Source organism: Streptomyces sp. NPDC054866, from assembly GCF_053610745.1.
Genome location: NZ_JBSGZA010000007.1, coordinates 314,539 through 334,747, shown reverse-complemented (window position 1 = coordinate 334,747; position 20,209 = coordinate 314,539). Strand labels below are relative to the sequence as shown.

The 20,209-nt window shown below is 68.8% G+C and carries 17 protein-coding genes and 1 pseudogene; 12 read left to right on the top strand and 6 right to left on the bottom strand.

Features of this window, described 5'->3' with window-relative positions:
• Nucleotides 1-207: 207 nt before the first annotated feature.
• The 10 genes from ACWGI2_RS32610 to ACWGI2_RS32565 all read left to right on the top strand — a co-directional run bounded on the left by ACWGI2_RS32610 (nt 208) and on the right by ACWGI2_RS32565 (nt 8,363).
• Nucleotides 208-399 (top strand): hypothetical protein, encoded by a 192-nt coding sequence (locus ACWGI2_RS32610; RefSeq protein WP_453401568.1) that lies wholly within the window; start codon nt 208-210, stop codon nt 397-399.
• A gap of 78 nt (nt 400-477) precedes the next feature.
• Entirely contained in the window at nt 478-1,149 is a 672-nt protein-coding gene (locus ACWGI2_RS32605; protein ID WP_453699299.1) for an alpha/beta fold hydrolase, read from the top strand.
• A 151-nt stretch (nt 1,150-1,300) separates the two neighbouring features.
• The gene (locus tag ACWGI2_RS32600; protein WP_453699297.1) at nt 1,301-2,293 is read left to right on the top strand and encodes a phospholipase; all 993 of its coding nucleotides are present in this window, start codon (nt 1,301-1,303) and stop codon (nt 2,291-2,293) included.
• Nucleotides 2,294-2,368: 75 nt separating this feature from the next.
• Nucleotides 2,369-2,908: a GNAT family N-acetyltransferase gene (locus tag ACWGI2_RS32595; protein WP_453699296.1), complete on the top strand. Its 540-nt coding sequence runs from the start codon at nt 2,369-2,371 to the stop codon at nt 2,906-2,908.
• A 13-nt stretch (nt 2,909-2,921) separates the two neighbouring features.
• Nucleotides 2,922-3,377, top strand: a complete 456-nt coding sequence (locus ACWGI2_RS32590) for a DUF6086 family protein (protein ID WP_453401564.1) — start codon at nt 2,922-2,924, stop codon at nt 3,375-3,377.
• Nucleotides 3,378-3,545: 168 nt separating this feature from the next.
• Nucleotides 3,546-4,514, top strand: a complete 969-nt coding sequence (locus ACWGI2_RS32585) for a DUF3500 domain-containing protein (protein ID WP_453699294.1) — start codon at nt 3,546-3,548, stop codon at nt 4,512-4,514.
• 36 nt (nt 4,515-4,550) lie between these two features.
• Complete coding sequence (locus tag ACWGI2_RS32580) at nt 4,551-5,348, top strand: class I SAM-dependent methyltransferase (RefSeq protein WP_453699292.1); 798 nt, start codon at nt 4,551-4,553, stop codon at nt 5,346-5,348.
• A gap of 138 nt (nt 5,349-5,486) precedes the next feature.
• A complete protein-coding gene (locus ACWGI2_RS32575) occupies nt 5,487-6,779 on the top strand; it encodes a lipase family protein (RefSeq protein ID WP_453699290.1) in 1,293 nt (430 codons plus the stop codon).
• Nucleotides 6,685-7,383, top strand: coding sequence for a DJ-1/PfpI family protein (locus tag ACWGI2_RS32570; RefSeq protein ID WP_453699289.1), 699 nt, complete (start codon nt 6,685-6,687; stop codon nt 7,381-7,383). The genes ACWGI2_RS32575 and ACWGI2_RS32570 overlap by 95 nt, the downstream gene beginning before the upstream one ends.
• The gene (locus ACWGI2_RS32565; RefSeq protein WP_453699287.1) at nt 7,380-8,363 is read left to right on the top strand and encodes a BtrH N-terminal domain-containing protein; all 984 of its coding nucleotides are present in this window, start codon (nt 7,380-7,382) and stop codon (nt 8,361-8,363) included. The genes ACWGI2_RS32570 and ACWGI2_RS32565 overlap by 4 nt, the downstream gene beginning before the upstream one ends.
• A 118-nt stretch (nt 8,364-8,481) precedes the next feature.
• On the opposite strand, the pseudogene ACWGI2_RS32560 reads toward ACWGI2_RS32565, so the two are convergent.
• Nucleotides 8,482-9,117, bottom strand: a pseudogene (locus ACWGI2_RS32560) (phosphoribosyltransferase); the annotation flags it as partial.
• 143 nt (nt 9,118-9,260) lie between these two features.
• On the opposite strand from ACWGI2_RS32560, the gene ACWGI2_RS32555 reads away from it, so the two are divergent.
• Nucleotides 9,261-10,094, top strand: coding sequence for an HAD-IIA family hydrolase (locus tag ACWGI2_RS32555; RefSeq protein ID WP_453699285.1), 834 nt, complete (start codon nt 9,261-9,263; stop codon nt 10,092-10,094).
• 106 nt (nt 10,095-10,200) lie between these two features.
• Entirely contained in the window at nt 10,201-11,193 is a 993-nt protein-coding gene (argF, locus tag ACWGI2_RS32550; RefSeq protein ID WP_453699284.1) for an ornithine carbamoyltransferase, read from the top strand.
• A gap of 50 nt (nt 11,194-11,243) precedes the next feature.
• Here argF and ACWGI2_RS32545 read toward each other — a convergent pair whose 3' ends face one another.
• The 5 genes from ACWGI2_RS32545 to ACWGI2_RS32525 all read right to left on the bottom strand — a co-directional run bounded on the left by ACWGI2_RS32545 (nt 11,244) and on the right by ACWGI2_RS32525 (nt 20,148).
• On the bottom strand, nt 11,244-11,909 hold the full coding sequence (locus ACWGI2_RS32545; RefSeq protein WP_453699465.1) for a class I SAM-dependent methyltransferase: 666 nt from the start codon (nt 11,907-11,909) through the stop codon (nt 11,244-11,246).
• Between the two features lie 427 nt (nt 11,910-12,336).
• The gene (locus ACWGI2_RS32540; RefSeq protein ID WP_453699282.1) at nt 12,337-12,879 is read right to left on the bottom strand and encodes a DUF2199 domain-containing protein; all 543 of its coding nucleotides are present in this window, start codon (nt 12,877-12,879) and stop codon (nt 12,337-12,339) included.
• A gap of 66 nt (nt 12,880-12,945) precedes the next feature.
• Nucleotides 12,946-17,088 carry a trypsin-like peptidase domain-containing protein gene (locus ACWGI2_RS32535; RefSeq protein ID WP_453699281.1) on the bottom strand — a complete coding sequence of 1,381 codons (4,143 nt, stop codon included), beginning with the start codon at nt 17,086-17,088 and terminating at the stop codon, nt 12,946-12,948.
• A gap of 8 nt (nt 17,089-17,096) precedes the next feature.
• A complete protein-coding gene (locus ACWGI2_RS32530) occupies nt 17,097-17,408 on the bottom strand; it encodes a trypco2 family protein (RefSeq protein WP_453699279.1) in 312 nt (103 codons plus the stop codon).
• 85 nt (nt 17,409-17,493) lie between these two features.
• A complete protein-coding gene (locus ACWGI2_RS32525) occupies nt 17,494-20,148 on the bottom strand; it encodes a hypothetical protein (protein WP_453699278.1) in 2,655 nt (884 codons plus the stop codon).
• Between the last annotated feature and the right edge of the window lie 61 nt (nt 20,149-20,209).

The following is a 20,209-nucleotide window of genomic DNA, read 5'->3' as shown; positions in this document are numbered from 1 at the left end:
GCGATGGCCCGCGCATGAGATTGCGTCGCTGCGGCGCGTTGACCGTCACGGGAAAGCGGTGCCGGTGGATCATCGCACTGTACGGGCGCCTGCTCGAGCCTCCTGGAACATGGGAGGCGCTGGGGCAGCGCGCCACGAGAAGGAACAGGGACGAGACCTGCGAGCGCGCCGAGCGCGACCGTTGCCGCGCGGAGGAATGAGAATGACATGACCGACGCCATCGTGCTGCTCGGAGTCGTCATCGGATTGTCTGTGCAGATCCAAGCCGTGTGGGACCTGAGTCGTGCCCCTCTGGAGGGCGAGGACAAGGATGCCGTGCAAGCTCAGGCGATCCTCCTGGCGATGGCCGGAGCCCTGTGCGCTGTTGTCGCCCTGGGCGTGGCTCTTTTCGTCCCCTGATCCCATGTCGCTCTGTTCCGAGGTCAGTTGGGGCCTGGAGGTGGGAGGCTGGGGGCACGACGACCAAGGAGCTTTGTTGTGAGTACGTTCGTGTTGATCCACGGCGCCGGTGATGTCGGCTGGTCCTGGCATTTGGTCGAGGCGGAGCTTCGGGCGCGCGGGCACGACGTGGTGGCTCCGGATCTTCCCGGCGACGATGACGCGCTGACACTCGACGACTATGCCGACGCCGTGGTCGAGCAGGTGGGTGAACGTCACGAACTCGTGGTCGTGGGCCATTCGTTCGGCGCGTTCACCGCGCCCCTTGTCGCTGCCCGCCGTCCGGTGGAGGCGCTGATCCTGGTCGCCGGGATGGTCCCCTCGCCAGGTGAATCACCGGATCAGTGGTGGAGCGCCACCGGCTACGCCGAGGCCGTGCGGCGACAGGCGGACCGGGACGGCGGCCTCACCGGCAGCGACGACCCTTACGTATCCTTCTACCACGATGTGTCCCATGCGCTCGCTGAGCATGCGATGAGCCAGGAGCGGGCACACCCGTCGTCGGCCGCGTGCGCTCAGCCGTGGCCGCTCGATGCCTGGCCGGCCGTGCCGACCAGGTTCGTGCTGTGCGCCGAGGACCGCTTCCTTCCTCCCGAGTTCCAGCGCGGGCTCGCGCTGGAACGTCTCGGGGTGGTCCCTGATGAGATCGCCGCGAGCCACTGTGTCGCGCTCAGCCGCCCTGTGGAGCTCGTCGACCTGCTCTTGGGCTGACCTTCGGCCGGCCCGACTATTACCCACGGGTAACTTGACGTAGGCTGCTGCAGGCGCGGGCAGTCGCCCCGCCTGGCTGTACGACAGGCAGCCACCGCACGGCAGGCGGGCTGCCGCACCACGCAGCCCGGAACAGAAAGGACCCGTCCTCATGGCCGCCCCACGTCGGCTTCGCGCCACGCTGCTTCCGCTGGCTCTGGTCGTATCCGCAGCCACCCTGGGCACCGGAGCCGCGATCGCCGTACCGGAGGACGAGACCTCCCCGACGGCACCAAACACTGCCGCGCAGCAGCCCACCTGGGCCATCGCCCACCGGGTGCTGACCACGGGCGGGGTGACCACGGCGCTCTCCAACGGGGCCAACGCGCTGGAGATCGACGCCACGGCCTGGCGCAAGGGCTGGTGGGCGGACCACGACGGCACCCTCACCAGCGCCGGCGACACCATGTCGGACATGTTCGACCAGGTGGCAAAGGAGCACGACGGCGGGCGTCACGTCTCCTTCGTATGGCTGGACATGAAGAACCCCGACTGGTGCGACAGCGGCGACCCCGAGTGGCGCCACTGCTCCGTGGCCGCACTGCGGGACATGGCACGCGAGAAGCTGGAGAGCAGGGGCATCCGGGTGCTGTACGGCTTCTACGGGAAGGAGGGCGGCAGCGGTTGGAAGAACGCCCTCGGCGCCCTGAACTCCAAGGAAGCGGTCAGCTACAGCGGCACCTACGCGCAGGTCCGGGACGGCTTCGCCCAGCACGGGCCGAATGTCCCCGGCGGTCAGCGCGTGATGGACAACGGCCTGTTCAACATGGCGCTGAAGTTCGGCAGCATCCGGGAAGAGCTCGAGGCCGGCAGGAGCGCCCGGGACGCCGGAAACCTCGCGCAGACCGTCGGCTGGACGGTGGGCAAGGGGGACGGGGAGCGCGCCGCCACCCTGCTCGACGCCTCCGACGGGGCCGCTGCCGTGGACAGCCTGATCTACGGCAACCGGATGTCGTGCTACCCGGACGGTGTCAACGGCCCGAAGGGCTGCGGCACCGACGACAGCGGAGTGCGGGAGTCCCTCTCGTACATCACGGACTACGTGAAGGCCCACCCCGACACCCGCCGCATGGCCACCCCGGCCGACATCCCCTTCGGCAGCTGACACCACCCCGGGCCGCCCGCCTAGCCGCTGAGTAATCGCTTGGCCGGTCCTCGGGGGAGAGATCATCATGTACGGATGTCTGAGAACAACCGACCCCCTGTAGCACCCACGGCGGTGCGGCTCCCTCGCTACACGAAGTCGGAGCAGGACGAGATTCTCGGCGACGGCGATGATCCCTTCGGTGTTGCCGCGGCCGGCTTGACCTGGCTGCCCAAGGAAGAGCACTTCGGAATAAGACACGGCGACCGGCTGGTGGCACATGCCGGCCTGCTGCGGCTGCCTGTCGCGATCGGCGGTGTCGAGACAGAGGTGGTGGGCGTCGGCGGAGTGGCCGTCGCACCCGACATGCAAGGCCAGGGGCTGGCACGACACGTCGTCACAGCGGCACTCGACCACGCGCGCACCATGGGCCCTCAGCACGCGCTCCTGTTCTGCAGAGCTCCTCTGGTGCGGCTGTACCAGCGCCTCGGATGGCACCCCGTGGACGAGGACGTACTTGTCGAACAACCTGAAGGCCGCCTGGTGACCATGCCGCTGCGGACCATGGTCACGCCGCTGCACGACGACGTGTACTGGCCTTCGGGGACGGTCCGTCTGTTCTCCTTCCCGATGTGATGGGGGATCGGCTATGAGCATGTACTTCAATCTCGGTGACGAGACTTTGTGGAACCCGTCGAACGGCGCGGGCCGCCTCTTCCTACGGCACGTCGAGGTGTTCGAGGCCGAACTCGGGCTGCCCTCGGGAATCGGGCAGGGCGAGTTCTGGGGCGATCCGGACACACTAGAGGTCGATCCGGTCGCGTACGAGGAGTTCGCTAGCGGTCTGGTCGCCTGGCACTGCCGGACGGGTCACTCCGTGATCCTCGCTCTCTCCGAAGGGTTCGTGGCGACGACGCTGGCGCTTGCGCGACGTGCGGGAATCGAGGTGGAGATGCCCGAACCGAGGGCCCGCTGTGTGCCTGAGGGGCCTGAGGGAGTCCAGCGCGACGTGCAGGTTCCCGGCGGTCCCCTGACCACGTCTGCCACCGTCGTCGACGCGCTGGACGCTCGGGCGCGGGAGATGGACCGAAGGATGGCTTGCTGAGTCGGTGCGACAGCTAGGCGGGGACGGGAGCCGAGCCGGTGCGCCGGGCCGGGTGCGTCCGGCCGGGATCCGGTGTCGCGTCGTTACTTGATGGCGCACCATGGGGCCCAGGGGAATGACATCGCCTTGCGGGTGCGCCGGGGCCGGCGCCGTGGGGGAGGAGGAACGGTGGACGGACATCGGTGGGAGGTGGCGGCCGCGGGCGTGCGGGAGGCGGTGCGTGGGCTGCTGGCCGTGCTGGAGCCGGAGCAGGTGCGTGTGCTGCGTGCGGGGCCCGCTCGTCTGGATGCGCCCGAGCTGCGGGAGTGGACGTACCTGCCGGGCTCGCGCCCCGGGTTGGCCACCGAGGGCCTTGACGTCCGGCAGCGCGAGGCGGTCGATGCCGTGCTGGCCGCGGCACACAGCGCGGCGGGGGCGGAGCTGGCTCGCGGGGCGATCGAAGTGGAGCGGTACCGTCGCGCCGCGGCCGGTGCCACGGGTGACGACCGCTACTGGGTGCGCTTGTTGGGTGACCCGGACGGCGGCGGTGCCTGGGGCTGGCGGATGAACGGCCATCACCTCGCCGTACACGTACTGATCACGCCGGAAGGCGTCCGGGTGACGCCGCACTTCATCGGTGCGGAACCGGCGCGCATCGCGGACGGCCCGCAGGCCGGCCGCCGGCTGCTGGGGCCGGAGGAAGATCTGGCGAGGCAGCTGGTCACAGACCTGGACGCCGGCCGGCGGGCCAAAGCGGTCTTCGCCGCTGCTCCGCCGGACGACATCTTGACCCGCGACGATCCGTTCGCGGATCCGGACCTGCTGCCGACCGGATTGACGTACGGCGACATGACGTCCGGCCAACAGCGGCTGCTGGAGAGCCTGGTGCGCCGCTACCTGGACCGCGCGCCCGAGGCGTATGCGCGGGAGTGCTGGTCCGACACCGTGGCGCAGGGACTGGATACTCTCTCGTTCGCCTGGGCCGGTGGCCGCGCGCCCGGGGACCGGCATTACTACTGCGTTCGGGCCCCGGACTTCCTCATCGAGTACGACAACACCCAGGACGACGGCAACCACGCCCATTCGGTCTGGCGGCACATCCGCCACGACTGGGGCGCCGACCTGCTTCGCGCGCACTACAGCGAGCAGCACAGGTAAACGGAGCGGCACAGGTAAACGGAGCAGCACAGGTAAATGGACGGCCTGTCTGGTCGCGCACTGAGCTTCGGGCCGATGGCGGAGGCGTACGAACGGTTCCGGCCGGGGTATCCCATGGAGCTTGTCGACATGGTGATGGAGTACGCGGGGCAGCCGGTTCGGACTGCCCTCGAGATTGGCGCTGGGACCGGCAAGGCAACGCGTCTGTTCGCTCGACGTGGCATCGCGGTCACCGCGACCGACCCCGACGGGGACATGCTCGCCGAGCTGCGCAAGCACGTGCCGTCTAGCGTCCAGACGGTGCAAGCCGCGTTCGAGGGCCTGCGACCGGGCGGAGCCTCGCGACGGGGCGAAAGGTACGGGCTGGTGTATGCGGCCGCGGCTCTGCACTGGACGAAACCGGAGGCTCGATGGTCACGCATGGCCGCGCTGCTTGAGCCGGGTGGCACGTTCGCGTCGTTCGGTGGGCCGATCCAGCTGGCCGATCCGGCTGTGGAGGAAGCCGTTCGCGCCGCGCGAGCACCGTTCTTGGAGAGCCACGAGGTCCCGTCCCCGGACGGGACGCCTCCGGAGCAGGACATGCAGTGGCCGGGTACGGAGCTCCAGCGCTCTGAGTTGTTCACCGATGTTCAACAGACCATGATTCAAAGGCGCTTGACGATGAGTGCTCGCGACTACGTCGGTCAACTCTCGACCATCTCGGCCTATTTGGTGCTGCCGGCCTTGGAGCGGGTTCAGGTGCTCAGGCAGATCGCGCAGGTTCTGCCGGAGAGGGTCGAGATTGCCGCCGACATCACCGTCCATCTCGCCCGTCGGAGCGAAAGGCCCGTATAGGGCGGTATGCCCACCGTCCGCCGATGGGGGTTGGGGGTTGGCGGCGCCTTGGATCCTGCACATCTATGGCCGTATTACTGACGGGTCAGTACGGTGCTGCCCAACCCCCCTTGCCCACAGGAGAGTTGGGAGAGCTGCATGATGCCAGCCCTACGCAGACGACCGATGGCCGCGGGCACCGTCCTCGTGGTCGCGGCCCTCGGGCTCCCCGGGTCCGCCGCCGCGCAGAGCGCGAACGCGCCGGGCAGCGCCCCGGACGCGACCGCCTCGGCCCACTCCGAGAGCCCCGGGAAGAGTCCGGAGGCAAGCTCAGGAAAGGGCCGGGGAAAGAGCCCAGGTAAGAAGCCGGGTGCGAAGACCGCCCCGGGCAAGATCATCAGCTCGAAGCCGTCCTCGTTCCAGTACACCCCGGGCGTCCCGACCCCCACCAAGGCCTGGAAGATCACCTACCGGTCGACCTCCGCCGACGGACGGCCCAACGCGGTGTCCGGCACCGTGATCGTTCCCGACGACGGAAGGACCACCCCTCGCCCGCTGATCACGTACGCCGTCGGCACGGTCGGCCTCGGCGACAAGTGCGCGCCGTCCGCCGGATTCCCGGGCGGTACGACGGCCGAGGCGCCGCTCGTCAACGCCGCGCTGGTACGTGGCTATGCCGTCGCCGTCACCGACTACGAAGGCCTCGGCACCCCTGGCGACCACACCTACATGGTCGCCAAGGCTCAGGGCAGCGCCGTCCTCGACGCGGCTCGTGCGGCCCAACGGCACCCGGAAGCGGCGAAGTACGGGGTCTCCGCGGGCGCGCCCGTCGGGATCATGGGCTACTCCCAGGGCGGCGGCGCCAGCGCGAAGGCCGCCGAGATGGCCGCGACCTACGCTCCCGAACTGAAGGTCAAGGGAACGGCGAGTGGAGGCGTCCCCGCCGATCTCGCCAAGGTCGCCGACTCGCTGGAGGGCGGGGACAGCGCCGGCTATCTGCTGATGTCCGCCGTCGGCCAGAACGCTGCCAACCCGGCACTGGCGCTCAACAAGTACCTCACCAAGGAGGGCCGCAAGCTCGCCGAAGTGGTGCGGAACGAGTGCGTCGGTACGGTCCTTGAGGCAGGGCGCGGCAAGACGATCGAGGACGTCACCACGTCCAACCCGCTGGACAGGCGGGACTGGCAGCGGGCCATCGCCAAGCAACTGATCGGAACGAAGCGGACGTCGGCACCGACGTTCCTCTACCACGGAGACGCGGACGAGACGATCCCCTACGCGGTCGGGCAGAAGCTGCGGGCCGACTGGTGCGCGAAGGGCAACGCCGTGGAGTGGAAGTCCTTCCCCGGACAGTCCCATGTGGGGACTGCAATTCAGGGCAACGGACCGGCACTTGAGTGGCTGGGACGACGTTTCGCCGGTGAGGCAACGTCGGGTAACTGCGGTACCTGAGACGGCCGTACCCGAGACAACGGCCCGCGCTTGCCCCTCCGCCATCGTCCACGGACGGTGGCGGAGGGGCGACGGGCGCCGATGTCTGTCGGCGGGCGGGGGCGCCGGCGCCGTGCGACGGCACTCCGGACGACGGGTGAGGTATGGCTGGCCCGGTGCCACTGTGCGGTTCGCCGTCGCCGAACCGGGCCTGGTGCAGAACGTGTTGGGTTCCCTCCCGGTGCATGTCCCGACCAGGTACTCCGAGGTGGAACGCTGCGATGTCCAGTTGATCCCGGGCGGTGGCAGCTTCCTGACCATGGTGGACGACCCCGCTTTCCTCGACTGGGTGCGCCGGATGCATGCCGGCACTCGTTTCACCACTTCCGTCTGCACCGGCTCCCTCGTGCTCGGTGCGGCCGGCCTGCTGGAGGGCCTGACCGCCACCACGCACTGGGACGCTGCCGCCCAACTGGAGTCGTACCCTTCGACACCGGCTCGGTGGCGAAGGCCCCGGCCGAGGTACTCAAACGGGCCCGCACGCTGGGCTAGCGCCCGGCCTGTGCGGTGCCGTCGTGCGGTTCTCTCGTGTGGTGGGGGAGGGGGAGGGAGAATGAGCGCATGACGATGGTGAAAGACATCGATGTCCGCGGTATGCAGCACTGTGAGACGACGGCGCTTGGCGTGCTGTTGCGGCATGAGGGGCTCGACTTGTCCGAATCCATGCTGTTCGGGCTCGGCTCCGGGCTGTCCTTCATCTACTGGGACAGCAAAGCCATGGGCTTTCCCTTCCTGGGAGGCCGGGTCAAGCCGTTCGAGCTCACCAGGAATCTGGCCGCCGTACTCGGGCTTGAGCTTCTGGTCGGGGAGACCACCTCGCCGCGCAAGGCTTGGCAGAACGTGGCGGCACCCATCGACGCCGGTCGGCCGGTTGGTCTTCAGCTCGACAGCTACTACCTGGACTACTTCAGCACCAAGGTGCACTTCGGCGGGCACGTCGTGGCCATGTACGGCTACGACGAACAGGACGCCTACCTGGTGGACACCGACCCGCAGGGCGGGGCCGTCTCGACCAGCCTCGCCAACCTGGCAAGGGCCAGGGCCGAGCGGGGCCCCATGACCGCCAGGCACCGATCCTTCACCATCACGGCGCCCGGCAGCCTGACGTCGCCGCAGGACCGGATCATCCCGGCGATCAAGACCTGCGCCGACGCCTTCCTGAACCCTCCCATCGCGAACCTGGGCCACCGGGGCATCGAGAAGACCGCCAAGCAAGTGCCGAAGTGGCTGCAGCGAAGTGACAATCCGCAGGAGGGCCTGCCACGGGCCGCCGTCCTCATGGAGAGGGCCGGCACCGGCGGCGCTCTGTTCCGCAATCTCTACCGGGACTTCCTCGGCGAGTGTGCCCAGCTGATCGACAGCAGCCATCTGCGCACTGGCCACTGCCTGTACGCCGAGGCCGCCACCCTCTGGACACAGGTGGCCGCACTCGTCGAGACGGCAGGCGAATCCGGCGACGCGAAAAACCTCACGCAGGCCGGCGCCATCCTCCACGAGCTCTCGCGCATCGAACGCGATGCGATGCAGGCGCTCACAATGCTCTAGGAGGTCCGTACGGCGGGTCGTGTGCGGTTGGCCGACTCGCAGTGGGGGGTGAGGGGAGACGCATTCAAAGTTTCTCTTGAGAGGAACCGCGACCAGCGGAGTCGGAGTTGGACCTCCAGCCGGCAGCGGCCTCTGCCAGGTGCGTGACCACTTCCTCGTCGGTGGTCTGCGTGAAGTCCTCATACCACTCGCCCACCGAGCCGAACAGGGGCGGCTTGGACAGGCACACCACTTCGTCGGCCACGGCGCGCAACCGGTCCACCACGTCCGCCGGCGCCGTCGGCACGGCGAGCACTACGCGGACCGCGCCCTGCGCCCGTGCGACCCGGCACGCGGCCGCGGCCGTGGCGCCGGTCGCGATACCGTCGTCCACCACCATCACCGTACGGCCCTCGACCGCCACCCGGGGCCGACCGTCGCGGTAGCGCCTCAGCCGCCGCAGCAGCTCCCGCTCCTCGCGCTGCTCCACCTCCGCGCGCTCCGCCGCCTTGATCCCGCAGTGGCGCACGATGTCGTCACTGATGACCCGGACGCCGCCCTCGCCGATGGCGCCGAATCCCACTTCGGGCTGGTGGGGAACGCCGAGCTTGCGGACCACGATCACATCGAGCGGAGCGTCGAGTGCCTGGGCCACCTCGAAGGCCACCGGCACGCCGCCCCTGGGCAGGCCGAGGATGACCGGCCTTTCCTCTTGCAGGTGCCGCACAGCTTGGGCGAGGCGGCGCCCCGCATCCACACGGTCGATGAACAGCACCTCGTTCACCCTCGTCTCAGGGGTCCACGTCGCATCCGTACTCAACATCCGTACTCTCGGCATAACTCCGTTCGCCGCATTTCGCAAACGGACACGACGAGGTGGTCCTGCGAAGCCGTACGAGGATGGTTACCGTCAGTCGTATGGAACGAGTGGGCACGGTCGGCGCAGTACTGATCGACATCGACGGCGTACTCACGGTCTCCTGGGAGCCGTTGCCCGGGGCAATCGAGGCCATGGAACAGCTGCGCGACGCCGGGCTTTCCCTCGCGCTGGTGACCAACACGACCTCGCGGACCCGCGCGTCGATCGCCGCACGCCTCTCGGGGGCAGGCTTCCCTGTCACCGCCGACGACATCGTCACGGCACCCACCGTCACTGCCGCGTATCTGCGCGAGCACTGCCCGGGCGCCCGTTGCATGCTTCTCAACGTCGGTGACATCCGGGACGACCTGACGGGTGTGACGCTCGTCGACGAGCAGGACACAGACGCGGACGCGGACGCGGGGGTGGACGTGGTCATCCTCGGCGGCGCCGGTGCTGAATTCGGCTACGAGGCCCTCAACCGCGTCTTCCGGCAACTTCAGCACGGAGCCCGTCTCGTGGCGATGCACCGGAACCTCTACTGGCGTACCGCCGACGGCCTCGACCTCGACACGGGCGCTTTTCTCCTGGGCCTGGAACGGGCTGCCAGGGTCGAGGCGGAGGTCACCGGCAAACCGGCTGAAGCGTTCTTCGCTGCCGCGCTCGCCCACCTCGGCGCGGAACCGTCCGCGGCACTCATGATCGGCGACGACATCGAGTCCGATGTGCTGGCGGCCCAGCGCAGCGGCGTCACCGGTGTCCTCGTCAAGACCGGCAAGTACCTCCCCGAGACCCACCGCGCCGCCACCGGCACGCCGGATCACGTACTCGACTCCTTCGCAGACCTGCCGGCCCTCCTGAAACGACTGGCCGCGGACTCCGACTGCCGGTAGTTCGTCCGATCGGACGGGTGAGGGTGCCTGGTCTTTCGTCCGGGTAGAGGCTCGGGGCTGAGCCTCCAGGTGGATACCTGAATTGGAGAGACGTGCCATGCCCCCTGTGCCCCCTCCTCAAGCGCCGTCCGTTGCTGGCTCCCCGGCCCTGCGAGGCAAGATTCCGGATCATCTGCTGCGGGTCGGCGACCTGGATCCGGGAGTGCTTCCGGTTCTGCTCGATCTGGCGGAGGGCATGAAGCGGGAGCCGCTGGGTTGGGCGGACAGCTTGCGCGGGGCAGCCGTCGGGTGCGTCTTCGAGAAGCCGTCCACGCGTACGCGGGTGTCGCTGGCCACGGCTGCTCAGCGGCTCGGCATGGCTGCCATCGTGCTCAACCGGGACGAGCTTCAGCTCGGGCATGGGGAAACCGTCCCCGACACCGCCCGTGTCCTGTCCTCCTACCTCGACGCCATCACGGTGCGCACTTTCGAGCACTCCACGGTGGAACGAGTGGCCGAATCCTCCTCGGTCCCGGTCATCAACGCGCTGACCAACAGTCACCACCCCTGCCAGTCCCTGGCCGACCTGATGACTCTGCGCGAACACTTCGGGACACTGGCCGGATTGCGTGCCGCCTTCATCGGAGACGGGAAGAGCAACACCTGCAATTCTTTCCTCTCAGCGTGTGCCGCCTCCGGCATGCACCTGGTCATCGCCAGCCCTCCCGGATACGAGACGGACGCGGACCTTCTGGATGAGGCCCGGCACACGGCAGACCGGTCGGGCGGGTCCGTGTCTCTCACCACAGAACCCGAAGATGCTGTCCGCGACGTGCAGGCCGTCTACGCCGAAGTGTGGGTGGCCATGGACAAACACCACCAGGCCGTGGAGCGGAGGACACATCTGGCCCGGTACCGGGTCGATGACCTGCTTCTGGCCCACGCGCCCCAGGACGCGATGGTCCTGCACTGCCTGCCCGCCGTACGCGGGCAGGAGATCACCTCCGACGTCCTCGACGGACCGCGCTGCCTGGCCTGGCAGCAGGCAGCGAACCGGCTTCCCACAGCCCAAGCCGTGCTACACACCCTGATCACCACGGCACAGCAGCGAGCCAACTGAAACGCCATCCGAGTTCCGCGGCCGGTGCGGTGCACGAACGAACTCCGGACTCAGCTGCGTGCGTGTGCGTGGGTGAAGACGAATCGGCCCTCGAATTCGATCACAGACCCCGGGTAGCGGCTGTCGATCTCGCGCAGGCCCTCGCCCAGTTCATCGTCGTCGAACGAGCTGAGAAGCGACATGAAGCGGTTGGCCACCCAAGCCAGCCACTTCTCCTTGGCGATCGACAACTGATACGTCTCGCAAGTCACTTCGACCGTCAGACCGCAGTCGGTAAGCACCCTCGTGATGTCCGCAGGGTCGATGTAAGCCTGCTCATGTCGCTTCACCGCCTTGTCGAACAGCGGATAGTCGATGCGCAACGGCCAGGTCACGATGACCAGCCTGCCTCCTGGAGCGAGCAAGGCTGCCAGCGTCCGTAGTGCCGTCGGCACATCGTGAGCGTGATGGATGACGTCCTTCGCCAGTACCGCGTCGAGCTGCCCCGTGTGGGGGAGTCGCACAGCCCCGGTGGCCAGATCCTCGATGGATGCCCGCACCGGTACGAAGGAAGGCGTCGTCGGCAGCTTTGCCAGCATCTTCGCGGAAGGATCGACGCACACGACAGTGAGCGCTTGTTCAGCCATGGATCGCGCGTACAGGCCGCTACCGCACCCGATGTCCGCCGCTCGGTCCCCGGGACTGAGGCTGAGCCTGGCGTGAATACACCGGTTCATCCATGAGACGAACGCTGGGCTGTGGGCCCAGCTCTCTTCGAAGTCGTCGGCGAGCCGCTCGTAGTGAGCGGCAACGTCATCGGGGGGATGAGGCATGTCACCGTATCCACACGTCGTCTATGCAGGTCAGGTCTTGGCGAGATGCGCGCCGGCATCGAGGGCCCGGTGCCATCAAGCAGCCTCACCTGCGCGCCAGCCCCACGCACCACGGCATCCGCCATCTGGGGCCGGTGACGTGCACCTTGAGGCGCCGCCGAGGATCGAGTCAGCACAGGAGATGTCGCAACGAGACGAGCCGACGCCGGTCGGGGCAGCAACTCACCTTCGCGGCATGTCCTGCAGCCGTCTGGCCCTCAGCCACCCGAGGGCGCAGCCGCTCGGCCGCAGCTCTCGAGCAGGCTCTTACCTTGAACTTTATCTTCGGGCGTCACGCAGAGCCAGCGGTTCCGCTCTTTGGCCAATTCGCTGAGTGGAGGACGGTTTCGGCGATCTTGCGTACGCGGTCCATGGTGATGCCGGTGCGCTGCTCGACGGAGAGGGGGTGGTCGGTGGGCTCCAGCTCGATGAACGGACGCCGGCCGACCTGCCTGGTGTGGACGTGGGTCTTCAGGTTGACGGTGCTGGGCGAGTAGAGACCGAGCTCGGTGCTCAGCCATCCGAAGTACGGCTCTTCGGCTTCGCGTTCCGGACTGTCCCAGAGGTCCGCGGCACGGGAGAAGTTGTCCCGGCTCAGGGAGACCCATACCGCCCACGAGAACACATCGTCGCTGCCGATGACCGGTATCTCGATCAGCCCCTTGACGAAGTAGTGCTGTGCCTGGATGACGCACTGATCGGAGGAGAGCAGACTGTCCGGTGCGTCCGCGAAGCTCTCGTCCCAGACATAGGGAGCCGAGGTCGCGTAGCTCATCGGCGTTTCCGCATGGTGCTTGCCGCAGTACGAGCAGGTGAATCCGTGATCACTGGTCATACGCGGAAGCCTAATGATCGACGCCGGAGCTGCTCGCGTCAGCACCCCGTTTGAGAGGCGGCCCTGTCAGAGAAGAGAGCCTGGGCAGGCTGGGGCAGGCCGTCCGAGAACCTCGAGTGGTTCTGCCCGGGGTCCGGTCGGGATGCGTTGGCCCACCTGTCCCGGTTCCCGTAGCACCCCGAGCTGCGATGCGATCTCCGGCAGGCATGCCGGCTCCAGGGTGGCCAGTGGGGCGATGACTTCCTCGGTGAAGCCCTGGGTCAGGGAGCGTTTGACCAGGTCGAGAGAGGGTGGAGAGGTGGTGGCCGCGGCGAGGGCCAGGCAGTGGGCGGCGTCGTCCTGGAGGTCGTCGATGAGAGGGAGGGCCTCGGCCAGGAGGCCCGCGTCCAGCATTGCCTTGACCATGTCGGTGAGGACGCCCTCGGCCAACACCTCGCTCATACGGCGGGCTTCGGCGTGATAGCGATCCCACAGGCGCAGGCGGATGACTGCTTCCAGCGGCACGGTTGCGGTCCCGTACCCGGCGCCCGTGACCAGGACGGCGTGCCGCAGCGTATCCAGAAGGCGGGTGAAATCCTCGGTGAGGCCGGTGGCTCGGGAGGCCGCGGTGAGCCAGGGACGGGCCCAGAGGCCGCTGTCCAGCGTCACGTCAGGGTCTGCGGCTTGGGTGAGTTGAGCCGTGATGTCGCGGCACAGGGGTTCGTGGCCGGCGTCGCATACCTCGACGACCATCGCGGCTGCCAGTTCCTGACAGCCGACCAGGGCCTGCGGGGAACTCTCGGGCATGGGCACGTTGGGCACGTTTGTCTCGGCCAATTCGCGGATCAAGGAGAGCGCCGAGGGGATGTCGTCCGACAGCAGGTGCGCGCGCAGCTCGAGCATGCGGCCGGGGCGGTCGGTCCTGGCGAGACGGCGCGCCAGATCGAGGGCCGCTTCGGCATGCCCGGCGCGCAGGTGGAGGGAGATGAGCTCGTGAGTGACGCGCGTACGCCAGCCCGCCACGCTCGGGTCCGTCGACTGCTCGATCCCTTCGGTGACCTGGGCGATGAGCAGGTCGAGATCGGCTGAGCGGTGATCGCCGTGCTCTTGGACAGCCCTGGCGGCGTCCAGCAGGATGTCGATGCGGTCGAGCTGGTCCGCCTCGTACGCCGCCTCGAACCCCGCCGCGATCCTCAGAGCGAGGTCGAGGTGGCCGAGCCGGGCGACTGCGCTTGCCGCAGCCCGCGCCTCCCACTTGCCATTGGTATCGTCCCCGTTCTGCAGCAGCGTGTGAACGGCCAGTTCCAGGGCCGGCGTGGCCAGGTCCGTTCGTCCGGCGGTGTCGGCGGCCCGGGCGAAGGCCGTCAGGACGGTGGGCGGCGACGCGTTCCTGGTCTCGTCGAGGGCCGCCTCCACTTCGCGTACCAACGGAGGGGCGTCCTGGGGTCGATCGGAGTCGAGCAGTTCCAGTGCGATCTCTGCGAGGTGCTCTGCACGGTTGCCGGGGTTGGCGATGTCCTGGGCCAGGGACACCGCAAGGGAGAGGTGGCCGTTGGCCCGGGCAGAGGTCGCGGCGGAGGCGAGCAGACGGTCGGAGGTCCCGGGCCCGGGCTGCCGGGGATCGACGCCGTGGGCGGCGAGGGCAGTATGGGCGATCTCGGCACGATCGAGACCGGGAGTGGATGAGGCGGGCAGGGTGAGCAGGCGGCGGGCCGTGTCCTCGTCCTGGTAGGCGGCCGATTCCACGAGCTCGGAGGCGGTGAACTCATCGTTCAAGGCGGTGAGGAGTACCTCGGGTACGCTGCGACGTCCTCCCTTGGTGAAGTGCTCGCCGCAGGCGGTGAGGAGCGCTACTCTCCTGCCGTCCCGGTCCAGGTCGGCGAGGTGCTGGAGCAGGCGGTCGAGGTCGCCGAGAGCGGCGAACGCCGGCGCGAGGAGGCCGCAGAAGTCGGGGCGGTCCTCGGCATCGGCGTGTTCGATGGCCTCCTCGATGAGGCGCCGTGTCAGCTCGGGATCGATCTCGGCCAGTGCTTCGGCGGTGGTGGTGAGGGACCAGCCTCGCTCGTCGCCGCTCTGGGTGACGGCTTCGCGAGCGAGATCGGCGGCGCCCGGTTCGCCGTGCCGCGCAAGGGTGCGGGCGGCGCGGACCGTATGCGGCATCCGCTCCAGGGGCAGCCTCCCCGATACGGCCATCGCTTCGTGGATGAGTTTCCGCGCCTCGGCCGGCCGGCTGTCCAGCAGGTGCTCGCCGATCGCCAGCAGAGCGTCGGCCTGTACGTAGACGTCCTGCGGTGTACGGGCGAACTGGATGCCTTCCTCGGCTCGGCCGAGGCGTACCAGCAACAGCGGATACGTTGAGGGCACGGTGAAGTTGTCGTCCTCGATGCGCTTGCGGAGCAGCGACACCCGCGTCAGCAGGGTGAGGTCGCAGTCGGGGGCTGCCTCGAGGAGCCTTGCCGCGTGGGACAGCTCGGACAGCGCGGCCAGATCGCCGTCGGTCCGGCGGCGGAGCAGGGCGCGGCGCGCGGGGGAGGACAGGGCTGCCAGCGTCCGCCCCGCACCTTCGGTGAGCAGGAGGGTCGGGTACGCCTCGGTCAGGTAGTCCGGGGTGTCATCGGGCCAGCCGGCCGCGGCGAAGCCGAGGGCCCAGCCGTCGATGGCGGTACGGACATGGGCGAACTCCTCGGGCTCCAGGTCCTCCTGGACGGCGGCGGCCAGGGTGTCGTGGGCGAGGGTGTACCGGGTCGGTGTACCGGGGCGCGGCTCCACGACCCGGGAGAGCTCCCGTTCCAGGGTCCTGCGGAAAGCCAGCGCGGAGCCGTCGACGATCGAGGCGATGTCCCTGCTGCTCAGCGCGCCTCCGGCGACCGTCATCGTGGTCAGTACGGTGCGTGGGACGGGCTCGGCGAGTACGTGATCCAGCTCTTGGCGGGCGCGCAGGAGCAGGCTCGTCGCCGCGGGGAACGGTGTCAGGGCCTGGCGGCGGCAGGTGCGCAGCGGGTGGCTGCCGTCCACGTCGAGCGGCACGTCGAAATGGCGGCTGGTCACCAGGACGTGTGCCGCAGGACCGAGAGCGGTCGGGAGCTGCGCGGCGATGCTGGGCTCTGCCAGCTCGCGGTAGTCGTTCTCGTCCAGGCCGTCGACGAGCAGCAGCAAGGAACGGCCGGGGATGCGCATCGCGCGTCCCCAGAGGCTGAGGAAGGCGGCCGCGTCCGGTTCGGCGGGCGGGAACTCACCGAGCAGCGCGGCGAGTTGGTCACACAGGGCCCGGTGGAACTGCTGGACGCGCATCTGCCCGTCGCGCCGGGAGATGACGAACGACACCACGTCGAGCCCGGGGTGGGATCCCATGGCGAAGCGGGTCACCAGCGACGTCTTTCCGGCCCACGGACCGGCGACGAGCATGAGGTAGGGGTCCGGGCCGGTCGCGAATTCCAGGAGTCCGGCGAGTTCCTGGTCGCGGCCGGTCAGTTCGGCGCACCGGGCCGCGTACTGGCGCAGCATCGCCTCGTACGACGGGCGGCGCCGCGTCGGCCCGCCCAGGGGTTCCGGCACGACGCCGTGCGAGGCCAGCAGCTCACGTGCGGCGGTGGCACTCCGCTCGGGCTCGCGTTCGCCTTCCGCACGCGGCTCGTACGCGCCGATCACAGCAGCCAGCCGTACGGCCTCAAGACCGCCCGAGTGGGCCGACTCCACGACGACGCCGACAGCGGACCCCTCACAGACGACGCCCGCGCCAGAGAACCCGCTCCAGTCGCGCGCTTCCAGGCGGCGGCCATCGGCACGGTGCAGCAGCAGGCGGCCCCGCTTCACACTGGAACCGAGGGGGATCACCCCGTCGATCTGGTCGCTGTCGCGCCAGGTCGCCGTGTCCGTGTCCGTCCAGCTCTGATGGCGCGGAAAGCCGATGGCGGTGAACGGAAGCCGTCCGTCGGCCTCGTCCGGTACGACGCCGACGGCCATCGGAGCGACCCCGTCGAGGGGAACGTCCGGGGCGAGTTCGACAAGCGCGACGTCGAGGCGGGCACCTCGCCACACCGTCCGGCCGGTGACGACGATCTCGTCGGGGGCGCCGCCGGACAGCCGCACCCTGACCGGGCCACCGCCGTCGACCACATGCCCGGCCGTCACCACCAAGGACGTCGCAAGGCGCAGCCCCGAGCCGTACCCGGTGCCGTCGTCCTGCTCGACCAGGATCTCGGCGCACCGCCCGGCGAGCGAGTCCCCCACCGCAGGCCTCAGCGCGGGAGCTCGGGCAGCCGGTCGGTGACCGACAGCGGCCTGCCGGCGTCGTCGGTGGGCGTGAGGGTCATCCGCACACGCTGTGTCCGGCCGCTGCCGTGCTTGCCGTCGGCGCCCGCCTCGACCACCCACAGCTTCAGCCCGCCGCGCCCGCCTGCCTCCCGAGTCATCGTGACCTCGAACTCCAACTCCACAGCGCCGACACCGAACTTGACCCCGCGGCCCGCCCCTTCCTGCTGTGCCGCCTCCAACTGATCACGGAGTACGCGGATGTAGTCGGCCAGGGGCACGCCGTCGGGGTCGCTCATCAGATGCCGCCTCCACGTCTGTCGATGTCCACGAGTCTGCCAGGCGGCACCGCCGGCCGCAGACCGTACGCCGCTCGGCCAGGCGTCAATCTTTGTCCTGGGGGCATTCGTACTGCTTGTCGGGGCCCCAATGGTCCACCGGACCTTTGGCGTTCTGTTTGAACGCGCCGCAGTGCAGGACCATCCGCTGCCCCTTTTCCGTGTGGTTGAGCATCACGAGCGCCTTGTTCAAGGGTGGCTTGGAGCCGTGCCGATCCGGAATCCTGATCTCCCCGCTGACGCCTTCGAAGCTAATGCCCTCGTCGAGCTTGGACTTGACCCCCTCGGCGTCCACCGAGTCCACGCTCGTGTACTGCTTGTCCGCCGCCGAGGACAGCACCTTGAGCGCATCGTGCGCCAGTGCCACGTGTCCGTCGTTGATCCAGGGATCGCGGTCCGTGTACCGGTGGATGTAGCGCTTGATGAACGCCTTGGCCTCATTGTTCTCGTCAGCGTGCCCGTTGGGCAGCACATGCACGGTGTGGTACAGCCGCAGCCACTCCTTTTCCAGGTACAGGCCGCCGAGCGCGGCATTGGTGAGTTCGTTGCTGCCGATGACCGTCAGCGGTAGCCCGCCGCAACCGGCGTCGGGCCCATAGGCGTTGACGAACTTGGTGAAGCTCTCGACGCGCGAGGCCCAGTAGACGACCGTGCGGCGGTCCTTCTTGACGACGTCGCACACGTGCCGGGCGGTGTCCTGGGCGGAGACGTCCGCGCCCTCCCCTCCGGGGAACTCCCAGGTCTCGGTGTCCGCGCCGAACTTCTCGACGAACTTCCCGCCCAGTTCGCGGGTGTAGAGATCGTTGGGGTCTTTGACGACCAGGGCACGCGTGGAGGTCGCGCAGTTCCCCGGTTTCGTCTCGATGATGTTCCCGTCCCGCGCGAACTGCGCGGCGATGGCCGTCTCACGGCTGTTGTCCGGGGACATCGGCCGGTAGTACGAGCCGGCCTCCTGCATGGCGTCCGCCGTGGCCGTCGTGCCGATCACCGGAACCTTCCCGTTGCTGAGGATCCGCGCGGCCTGCTTGGTCACCTGCCGGCTCTCCCTGAACCCGATCACGCCCACGATCGTCCGGCTGTCCTGCCGCTCCTTGTTCGCATCGGCATCCTTGACGACGTCTCGTGCGTGCCGGACGACGTTCTTGAACTTCCTTCCGGTGTCCCTGACTTCGACGTACAGCCGCACCCGGTCCTCGTCCTGCGACGCCAGACGGTTCAGCTCTTCCTGGGCCAGGAGGATCCCCCGAAGTTCGGGGATCATGCCGTTCATGACCACCTGATCCGGGTCGGGATCCACTCCCGCCCCCAGGTAGACCACCCTGCGCACCGGCTTGTCGAACTTCTTCTCGGCGGTGAGCGCCTTGGCGTTGAGGCCTTTGATCGCGGCGAGGACCTCCTCGTACTGCTCCTGGGGCGTCTTGCCCTCGTCCGCCGCCTCGGGCACCGTACCGGGAGCGCCTTGCCCCTGGACGACCTCTCCGTCCAGGCAGGCCTGGGCCTCCGGCGGAGCGATCCAGTGGCACACGGCCGTGGACAGCATGGCGAGTGCCAGACCACAAGCCGCCAGTTCGCCGGTCAGCTCCGTCCGCGGCCCCCAGCGGAACTTCTTCACCGGCGCCGGATGCAGACGTTCCCCCTGGTCGGGCTCGGCCCCGCCGGCGGGGTGCGGCCGCCGCGCCGACACCAGCAGCGGGAGCGGAGGGTTCGCGGGGTCGGCGGCCGGGGACAGCCTGTCCGCCGCCTCGTTCAGGTTCCGGCACTTCGGCCAGTTCTCGTCCGCGTAGGTGGCGGCATGCCCCGCGCCGACAAGGAGCAGAGAGGCGCTGCCCGCCTCGGCGGCGACCCTCAGATAGGTGCTCAGGAACCGTCGGGTCAGCTCCTCGCCGGGCGCGCCCTCCGGCGGCAGGTGGAACAGCACCACGCGCCGGGACCTGCGGCGGCGTGCCCAGGCGCCGAACCACCCCGGCCTGGCCCGGGCGAGGTCCGCGAGCAGGGCGCGGAACAGCAGTTCCTCGAAGATCTCGAGCTGCCCCTGGTCGCCGTCCCGCAGCGTGAGCAGGTTGCTCGCCCGCTCGAAGAACCGGCCCGAGGAATCAATACCTCGCCAGGACACGAACCAGCTGTTCCTGGACCTGATGAGCCGCCGGCTCCACCAGCTGGCCCAGCACCACCGCGGGAAGGTGTAAAGAAGTGGCCCAGCCACCAGCCACACCTTGTCGACCCAGCCGCCCACCTGCGCGGATTCCGCGCAGCTCAGCTTCGTCAGCGCGCCGAGGAACCCGCTCTTGGCGCGCAGCGAGTAGATGTGGTCGCGCAGCGGCTTCTCATCGAGGACCCTCTGGCCTGCCGGGGTCAGCTCTGTCTGGGCCAGCTCCGCCCGGGCCTGCTCCGTCTGGGTCCGCTCCACGAGGTCTTGCATCAGCTGGAAGGTCCGCAGCCGCAGCTTCCCGACCCGGGGAGGGCTCGCTCCGTTCAGGCCGTTGCCCGCACGCAGGGTCAACGAGACGTGCGGTGCCTGATCGGCAGGCGCATCCGGGAGACGGCGCGCCTTGGCGTAGGCGACCAGCTTCTCCTCGGGTCCCAGAATGAAGGCGAACTTGTCCAGGAGCTCGTCCGAGAAGCCTTCGTCGCCCGTGTCCAGCAGCATCGCCGGCAGTACCTTGTCCCGCAGGCCCTTCCACTCGGCCCGGGGAGGGACCACCGCCTTCCTGAAGGCGGGCAGGAAATCACGTGAACCGAGAAAGGCCGGGAACCTCTGCTCA